An 8,245-nucleotide genomic window follows, 5' to 3' on the forward strand; every position below is an offset into this window, starting at 1 on the left:
GCCCCCAAGCCCATCCCCGGCCTCCAGTTTTTCCTACCCGGTCTAAAGAAGCCGCTCTTCTTCACCTGGCCCACCTGGGAAAAGCCCGGGTACGCCCTGCGGCTCAAACCCCTCTACTACACCCTCAGAAACGCCTGGAAAGAAGGGCGCGCACCGGAACCCCGATGAGCCAGGCCAGGCCCAGGTAGGTCAAGACCGACCCCACCCCTCCCAGGACCAAGGGGGGAAGGGCCTCCTTTAACGTGGTGGCGGGCCATAGGGCCTGGACACCCACCCCCAGCCCTGCCGCCCCCAGGCCCGGCAAGAAGGCCCGGGCCCAGGCCAAAACCCCCCTTCTAAGCCCCACCCTAGCCCTGCTAAGAAGCCTCAGGTAGAGGAGGAACCCCAGGTACCCCGCTAAGGCGGTGGCCAGGTTGAGGGCGAAAAGCCCCCCCTCCCTCAGCGCCCAATACCCCAGGGTGTTTACCGCAAAGACCAAGGCGGAGACCAGGACCGCCTCCGCCACCCTTCCCAAGGCGTAAAGCCCCCGCAAAAGCAGGGTGTTAAGCCCCCAGGGTAAAACGGCAAACCCCATGGCCATAAGGACCTGGGCGCTGTAGGTTCGGTTTTCCGGGGAAAGGGGGCCGAAGAGGCCGAAGAGGACGACAACCAAATAGGGGGCGAGCCCGGTCAGCCCCCCGCCCAGAAGGCCTAAGAAAAAGGCCATCCGGGCCAACGCCCCCTCCAAAAGCCGGGCGAAGCCCCCTGGATCCTCCCGGGCCAGGGTGCTTAGGCGGGGGAAAAGGGCCATGGCGGGGCTGGTGGCAAAAAGGCCCAGGACCATCTGGAAGACCACCTCCGCGTTGTAAAACCCCGTGACCGCCGCCTGGGGATACCGGGTCAGGATGTTGACCAAGACCAGGTTCAAAAACTGTCTCAGACTGGTGGTGAAGACGAAGGGGCCCATGCGAAAAAGGGCGGTCTTAAAGGCGGGGTGAAAACCCCACTCCAGGAAAAACCCCTTCAGGAAGGGAAGCTGGATCAGGGCCTGAAAAACCCCCCCCAGGGTGACGGAAAGCCCAAGCGCGGTAGGGTCTTGCGGCCAGAGGGCCATGAGCAAAATGGAGACCAAATTGAAGGCCACGGGGGCAAAGCTCGAGGGCCCAAACCGTTCCTGGGCCTGAAGAAGGGCGGAGAAAAGCGCGGCCATGGAGATAAAAAGGAGAAAGGGGAGAAGAAGCCGGATGAGGAAGACCACCTGCTGGAAGCTCTCGGCCTCCCGCAGGTGGCTTCCCGGCGCGACGAGGAGAAGGGCGATCTGTGGAGCAAAAAGATAGCCCAGGCCCAGGGCCATCAGGTTGATCCCCAGGAGGAAGGCCCCAAACCGACGGGAAAACCGCCGGGCTTCCTCCTCGGAAAGGCCCTTCAAAACAGGGATGAGGGCGTTTTGCACCGCCCCTTCCGCCAAAAGTTCCCGCAGGAGGTTGGGCACACGGTAGGCCACGTTGAAGGCGTCTTTAAGGGCATCCGGGAAAAGGGCGTTGAAGACCGCCTGGCGCAAAAGGCCGAACACCCGGGAGGAGAAGGTGCCCAGCATCACGGTGAGGACGTTTTTAAGCATTCTCCAGGGCTTCTAAGAAGGGCTCGAGGAAGGTGGCCTGCGTGGTCACCGTGATCTCGTGCAGAGCGGAAAGCTCCTTAGCCCGGGCCTTCTCCACACCCAAAAGGACCAAGAAGGCCTCCTGGGGGCGCAGGCCCAGAAGCTTGCGGATGCGGGAGTACTTGGCGATGTGGGCCTGGAACTCCCCCGTCTTGGCCTCAAACCAAAAGACCCGCCCCCGGACTGAGACCAGCAGGTCCAGCTCCATGGGCTCCCCCCCAGGCAGGACCACCTGGTAGCCCACGGCGATCTCGTGGGGAAGGTTCTTGGAGCGGAGGGCCTTGGCCACCTTTTCCTTAAGGTACCGCTCGAGCCAGCCCCCGGTGAGGAAGTTCTGGACGAAGCCCTCGGTGCTGGCCTTGGCCCGGAGGATCCGGTCCTCGCTTTTGTAGTAGTAGCTGGTCAGGAAGGCGTACTGCTTCAAAAGCGTGCAGAACTGCGTGGAGTTGGCGATCTCCTCCTGGCTGGCCTCGGCCAGGGAAAGCTCAAACTGCCGCTTGGTGGCCAGGCTCCCCTTGAGCTTCTCGTACAGCTTCTCCAGGCTCGAGTAGCGGTCCCCGAGGAAGAGGGCAAGCCGGGAGAAGACCCTTTCCCGCTCCTCCTCCCCCTCGGCCACAGGCCGCTTCTGGACGGCGATGCCCCGGCTTCTGAGCCACTCCTCCAAGCTCTTGGGCTTTGGGGCCTCCAAAGCAGGCTCTGCAGCCGGGGCTTCGGAAGGAGAGGCCTCCCCCCGGACCAAGGCCCAAAGCCCTAGGACCAGGCTCCGGAAACGGTCAGCGCGGGCATCCCCCTCCCCCAGACCCTCCACGGGGAGGCCCAGGCGAAGCATCTCCAAAAGCCTCTCCTCCAGGGCCTCCTGCAGGCGCGCGCGGGCCTTTTCCAGGTTTTCCGCCTCCACCCGGACCTCCAGTTCCGGGATCTCCCCCGCGTACCGGCCAGGCCCCAGAAGGTCGTAGTGGGCCCGACGCATCCGCTCCTCTATAAAACGGGTGATCACCCCCACGCCTTCAATCCTATGCCTCTCCTTCCCCCTTGAAAAGGCCAGGCCTTATCCCCCCACCCAGGCCACCCGGCTTCCCGAGGGGTGTTTCGTCACCTTGAGGCGGGCGGGCAGCCGCTCGGCCAGGGCCTCCACGTGGGTCACCACCCCCACCAGGCGGCCCTTGGTGGGCAGGGCCTCCAGAACCGCCGCCGCCTCCTCGAGGCTTTCCAGGTCCAAGGCGCCGAAGCCCTCGTCCAAAAAGAGCGCCATGAGCCGGCCACGGGAGACCTGCTCGGAAAGGGCCAGGGCCAAGGCCAGGCTGGCCTGGAAGGTCTCCCCCCCGGAAAGGGTGTGCACGGGCCGCTCCACGTCCGTCCAGGCATCCAGCACCAAGAACCGCTCCCCCTCGGCCCCAAACCGGTACCGCCCCTTGGAAAGGAGATGCAGAAGCTCGCTCGCCCGGGCGAGGAGGCCCCTTTGGTAGTAGGCGAGGAGATAGGCGGGAAAGTTCCGCCCCTCCAGGTCCTTCAAAAGCTCCTGCCAAAGGGCCAGGTCACTCGTGAGACACCCCCTTTCCTTTTCCAGCTCCCCCCTTCTTCTAAGGGCTTCCTCTAAGCGGCCAAGCTCCCCCTCCAGGCTCCCCATGGCCCGCTGGGCGCGGGCCAAAGCTTCCTGGAGGGCCCGGGCCTCCTCCTGGAGGCGAAGCCGCTCCCCCGGCGCCAAAGGGGGCCCGGGAGGATCGCCCAAGGCCCTCAAGGCCGCCTCCACCTCCTTCTTCTCACGTTCATGCCTCTCCAGCCGCTCCCGAAGGACCCTTTCTTCCTCCTCCGTCAGGAAGGCGCTCCGCAAGACCTCCTCCGCAACCAGGCCCTTCACCTTCTCACGCGCCTCCTGGACCTGTTTTTCCAATTCCTGCCGCCTGGCCTCCCAGGCGATGAGCGTCTGCTTGAGGCGGCCCTCCTCCTCGGTGATCTCCTCGAGCCGCCTTTGCGAGGAGGAAAGGGACTCCTTTTCCCTCAAAAGCCGGGCCTCCCTCTCCGAGGGCCACTCTTCTGAAGAGGCCTCCCTCAGGGCTCGAACGAAGCCGGCAAGCCGACGGGCCCACTCCTTTTCGATCGCCTCCAGGGTCCGGCCGGCCGGCTCCTTAGGGCTTAGACGCTTGACCTCCTCCCTCAGACGGTCCACCTCTTCCAGGCGGGACCGATACGCTCCACCCACTTCCTTATACCTTTCCCGAAGCTCAAGGATAACCCGCTCCAGACGAGCGATTTCTTCGGCGATCCCCTCCGGGTCTCCCTCTTCGGGCTCCACCTCCTTTAAACCCTCAAGCGCCTCCCCCAGGCGGCGAAGCTCCTCTTCCAGCCGAGCCGAATGCCTAAGGAGCTGGCGTTCCTCCTCGTCCAGGGCCCGGATCCGGGGGGTGGGGTCCTGCAGGCTGGGAAGAGGGGGGATCTCGCGGACCGTTTGGCCGCAGAGGGGGCAGGGCTGCCCCAGGGCAAGGCGGGCGTGGTAGCGCGCAAGCCCCATGCGCTCCCTTTCCTGCTCCCAGCGTTCCTTTTCTTGCCGAAGCGCAATGAGCCGCCCCTTCAGCGAGGTGAACTCCTCCTCCACCCGGGCCTTTTCCAGGAGCAATGCCCCTTTCCGCCTTCTTCTCTCCTCGGCCCTTAGGGCCTCGAGCCGGTTCTTAGCGCCAACCCCCTCGGCCTCCAGGCGGGAACGCTCGTTTGCCAGGGCCCTCAGGCCTTGCTCAGCCGCTTCCAATGCCTCCTTGGCCTTCCGGTAGGCTTCCGCCTGGGCCCTTTCCTCCCAAAGGGCGAACAGGTCCCCTTCCGAGGCGGGCAGGGGGTCGGGGTGGGCGAAGTCCAAGCCCACCCCCCAGCGCCGGAGCAAAGCCTCCCGTTCCCTGAGCCCTTGCAGGCGGGAAAGCTCCTCCTCGACCGCTCTAAGCCTTTCGGCCTTAGGGGCCAGACGGGCCCCTTCCTCAGCGAGCCGTTTCAACTCCGCCTCCAAGGCCCCCTGTTTTCGCACGGCCTCGGCCAGGGCTTCCTCCTTGGCGCGAAGCTCTTGGTAAAGGGGAAGAAGCCGCCGGGCCTCCTGCGCCCTTTCCAGGTGCTCCCTCGTCGCGTTAAGCCCCTCAGCCTCCCTCTCCAACCGGCTCCAGCTGGCCTCCAGGACGCTTCGCCTGTGCCAGTACTCCTCGCGTTTCTGCCCCTCCAAAAGGGCCTTTTGCTTTCTTTCCAGCTCCGCCTCGAGCCTCTTCAACTCCCTTCTAAGCCCCTCTAGCTCATCCCTCAGGGCCTCCCGCCTCTCGGGGGTGGCGCCTTCCAGGGCCTTGAGCTCCCCCTCCAGGGCGCTCAGGCGGCTTCGCACCTCCTCCAGGTGAAGCCTGGCCTGCTCCCGCGCCCTTTCCAGGTGCTCCAGGCCGAACAGGCTCTGGAAAAGGGCCCGCCGCTCCCTGGCCTCCCCTTTGAGCAGACGGTCAAACTCCCCCTGCGGAAGCAGGAGGGCCTTGGTGAAGGCCTCGTAGGTCAGCCCAAGAAGGGCTTCCAGGGTCTGGTTTAGCCCCCTCACCCCGGTGGTCTCCACCTTTTCCCACCGGGTAGCCTCCTGCCGGAAGAGCTGGTCCTGGCTCAGAAGCCTTCCCCCTTGGGCCTCGAGGTGCCGGACCACCCGGTAAACCCCCTCCGCCACCTGAAAGTCCAAGACCACCCGCACCTTGGGGGCGTTAGGGTGGCGGAGCTCCTCCAGGCTCTGCCCCCGGGGGGTCCTTTTGAAAAGGGCAAAGGCCATCGCCTCCAAAAGCGTGCTCTTCCCGCTCCCCGTGGGGCCGGTGATGGCGAAAAGCTCCACGTCGGAAAAGTCCACCACCTGCTTTTCCCGATAGGGGCCGAAGCCCTCCAGCTCGAGCCTAAAAGGGCGCACCCTCCACCTCCATGAGAACCTGCCGGAACCGCTCCAAAAGGGCCTCCTTCTCCCGGCCGGCCCCTTGCAGGTAACGCCGGTAGGCCTCCACCTCGTCCTCGAGGACCTCCACCGGGGCCTCCAACCCCTTCGTCTGGAGCGGCTGGATATCCAAAAGGCCGGGAAGGTCCTGGTAAAGCCGCTCCTTGACCTCGGGGGCCAGGTAGCCCTCCACCAAGAGCCGGATATACCCCCCAAACCGCCGCAGCTCCTCGTGCCTTCGGTCCAACTCCTCCGGCCTGAGGCGGAAGGTCCGAAGGGGCTTGCCCCAGGGGCCGGGTACGGGGAAGACCCGGGCGGGGCCCCTCTCGGGAAGTTCCACAAGAAGCGCCCCCCGGGGAACCTCCTCGCCCTCGCCGAAATCCAGCTGGATGAGGCTGCCCGAGTACCAGGCGTTCTCCGCCACCTGGGCCTGCCGGTGGATGTGCCCTAAGGCGATGTACCGGGGAAGCTTTGGAAGGGCCTGGCGGGGGATGGCATAGCTGTTGCTGAGGTAAAATTCAAACTCCCCGCCCCCCGCCTTCACCCCTTCCACCGTGAGATGGGCCAAAAGAAGCTCCTCCTCCTGGGTGAGATGGCGGAGGAGCTTCTCCATCCTTTCCGCATACTGGCCCCGCCACTCCCCAAGCTCCCCATCTTGAAAGTCCAGAATCCGCCTTTCGGAAAGGAAGGGCAAAAGCCCCGCCCGGACCGGGTGGTCCACCACCCCCCCCTCCTTCCGGAACCGGGCCTCCCCCCGGACCACCACGCCAAAGCGCTCGAGGACCCGGCCGTGGACCTCCAGCCGCTCCCTCGAGTCGTGGTTTCCCGCGATCACCAAAGCCGGCACCTTTAACTCATAAAGCCCGAGGAAAAACCGCCAGGCCGCCTCCTCCGCCTCCACCGAGACCTGGGGGCGGTCAAAGAGGTCCCCTGCCACCAAAACCAGGTCCACCCGCTCTTTCTTCACGATTTCCAGAAGCTCCTCCAGGGCTTGGGCCACCTCCGGGGTGCGGTCCACGCCCTTTAGGAGCTTGCCCAGGTGCCAGTCGGCGGTGTGGAGGATCCGCATGCCTATATTGTACCGCGGACGAAAAATTCCGGACCCAAGTTATGTGATCTAGATCACCGTATTTCGCGCGCAACTCGCCTTAGCATGAGTAAGGAAAGGAGGTGAGGCGTATGATCCGGACCGCGCACTGGCAGGACTGGGCCAACCTGGTGCTTGGGCTTTGGCTCCTTCTGTCCCCGTGGCTCCTTGGGTACACCTCCCTGACCAACGCCCTCTGGAACAGCGTCATCGTGGGCATCCTGGTGGCCCTCATGGCCCTTATGCACCTGAGGGGTGGGCCCCTGTGGGAGGAGTGGGTGAACCTGGTCCTAGGCATCTGGCTCATCCTTTCCCCCTGGATCCTAGGCTTCTCTGGCATGGCCAGCCCCACCTGGAACGCGGTGATCGTGGGCGTCCTGGTAGGGCTTTTTGCCCTACTGGCCACGCGGGAAAAGCCACACACCGCCTAAGCCTTCTAGGCTCCAAGGCCCCCAGCCGGGGGCCTTGATTTTTTCTGGAGCGCAAAGTAGGGTGGGTTCGGCCTTTAATCCGGTCCGGTGAGGCCGGAAAGGAGTGAGACATGGACACCCCAAAAATGCGGTTCAAAGCGGTCATCATGGGCGAGGCAGAGATCCGGCGCGCCCTTTCGCGGATGGCCCACGAAATCGTGGAGCGGAACAAGGGGGCAAAGGACCTGGCCCTGGTGGGGATCCACACCCGGGGCATCCCCTTGGCCCGGCGGCTGGCCCGGCTGATCGGCGGGTTTGAGGAGGGCGAGATCCCGGTGGGCATCCTGGACATCACCCTCTACCGGGATGACCTTTCGGAGATCGGCCTTCAGCCCAAGGTGCGGGAGACCCGGATCCCGTTTGATCTCAACGGGAAGAACGTGGTCCTCGTGGACGATGTCCTCTACACGGGAAGGACCGCCCGGGCCGCCCTGGACGCCTTGATCGATCTGGGCCGGCCCAAACGGATCTACCTGGCGGTTTTGGTGGACCGGGGGCACCGGGAACTCCCCATCCGGGCCGACTTCGTGGGGAAGAACCTGCCCACCTCCAAAAACGAGGTGGTGAAGGTGAAGCTCGAGGAAACGGACGGGGAGGACCGGGTGGAGCTTTGGGAGAAGGAGGGAGGATGAGGCACCTTCTGGACTTCCAAGGCTGGGGCCGAAGGGAGGTGGAAAGCCTGTTTGAGACCGCCCGGCTGATGCAGGAGGTCCTGGCCAGGCCGGTGAAGAAGGTTCCGGCCCTCCAGGGCTTCACCGTGGCCACCGTCTTCTTTGAGCCTTCCACAAGAACCCGGGTCTCCTTCGAGCTTGCCGCCCGGCGGATGTCCGCGGACGTGGTGAGCTTCAGCGCCTCCTCGAGCTCCCTGGAAAAAGGGGAAAGCTACAAGGACACCCTCCTCACCCTCGAGGCCATGGGGGTAGACGCCTACATCATTCGCTCTGACACGGCGGGGGTGCCCCACCAGGCCACCCGCTGGGTAAAGGGAAAGGTGGTCAACGCGGGGGATGGACGCCGGGCTCACCCCACCCAGGCCCTTCTGGACGCCTTCACCCTCCTCGAGGCCTTAGGCAGCCTGGAAGGGAAGAAGATCGCCATCGTGGGGGACATCCTCCACTCCCGGG

The 8,245-nt window shown here is 64.8% G+C and carries 7 protein-coding genes; 3 read left to right on the top strand and 4 right to left on the bottom strand.

The annotated features are described in order from the left end of the window. Nucleotides 1–124: 124 nt before the first annotated feature. The 4 genes from murJ to C4301_RS08485 are packed head-to-tail and all read right to left on the bottom strand — an operon-like array spanning nt 125 to nt 6,633. Complete coding sequence (murJ, locus tag C4301_RS08470; RefSeq protein WP_352414659.1) at nt 125–1,600, bottom strand: murein biosynthesis integral membrane protein MurJ; 1,476 nt, start codon at nt 1,598–1,600, stop codon at nt 125–127. After that, nucleotides 1,593–2,642, bottom strand: a complete 1,050-nt coding sequence (locus C4301_RS08475) for a type II toxin-antitoxin system HicB family antitoxin (RefSeq protein ID WP_352414660.1) — start codon at nt 2,640–2,642, stop codon at nt 1,593–1,595. The genes murJ and C4301_RS08475 overlap by 8 nt, the downstream gene beginning before the upstream one ends. 45 nt (nt 2,643–2,687) lie before the next feature. Continuing rightward, nucleotides 2,688–5,543 carry an AAA family ATPase gene (locus C4301_RS08480; protein WP_352414661.1) on the bottom strand — a complete coding sequence of 952 codons (2,856 nt, stop codon included), beginning with the start codon at nt 5,541–5,543 and terminating at the stop codon, nt 2,688–2,690. Further along, nucleotides 5,530–6,633 (bottom strand): metallophosphoesterase family protein, encoded by a 1,104-nt coding sequence (locus C4301_RS08485; RefSeq protein WP_352414662.1) that lies wholly within the window; start codon nt 6,631–6,633, stop codon nt 5,530–5,532. Before C4301_RS08485 ends, C4301_RS08480 begins: the two co-directional genes overlap by 14 nt. A gap of 110 nt (nt 6,634–6,743) precedes the next feature. Between C4301_RS08485 and C4301_RS08490 the strand changes: the two genes are divergently transcribed. The 3 genes from C4301_RS08490 to C4301_RS08500 form a co-directional block, all read left to right on the top strand. Next, complete coding sequence (locus C4301_RS08490; protein WP_352414663.1) at nt 6,744–7,082, top strand: SPW repeat protein; 339 nt, start codon at nt 6,744–6,746, stop codon at nt 7,080–7,082. A gap of 125 nt (nt 7,083–7,207) precedes the next feature. Continuing rightward, nucleotides 7,208–7,753, top strand: coding sequence for a bifunctional pyr operon transcriptional regulator/uracil phosphoribosyltransferase PyrR (pyrR, locus tag C4301_RS08495; protein WP_352414664.1), 546 nt, complete (start codon nt 7,208–7,210; stop codon nt 7,751–7,753). Continuing rightward, on the top strand, nt 7,750–8,245 hold a 496-nt coding region (locus C4301_RS08500), incomplete at its 3' end, for an aspartate carbamoyltransferase (RefSeq protein ID WP_503012417.1). The genes pyrR and C4301_RS08500, both read left to right, overlap by 4 nt.

Source organism: Thermus sp., from assembly GCF_040290245.1.
Taxonomy (GTDB): Bacteria; Deinococcota; Deinococci; order Deinococcales; family Thermaceae; genus Thermus_A.

Coding starts and splice junctions, on each gene's coding strand:
- murJ (WP_352414659.1), bottom strand. CDS start 1,600: ATGCTTAAAAACGTCCTCACCGTGATGCTGGGCACCTTCTCCTCCCGG.
- C4301_RS08485 (WP_352414662.1), bottom strand. CDS start 6,633: ATGCGGATCCTCCACACCGCCGACTGGCACCTGGGCAAGCTCCTAAAG.
- C4301_RS08490 (WP_352414663.1), top strand. CDS start 6,744: ATGATCCGGACCGCGCACTGGCAGGACTGGGCCAACCTGGTGCTTGGG.
- pyrR (WP_352414664.1), top strand. CDS start 7,208: ATGCGGTTCAAAGCGGTCATCATGGGCGAGGCAGAGATCCGGCGCGCC.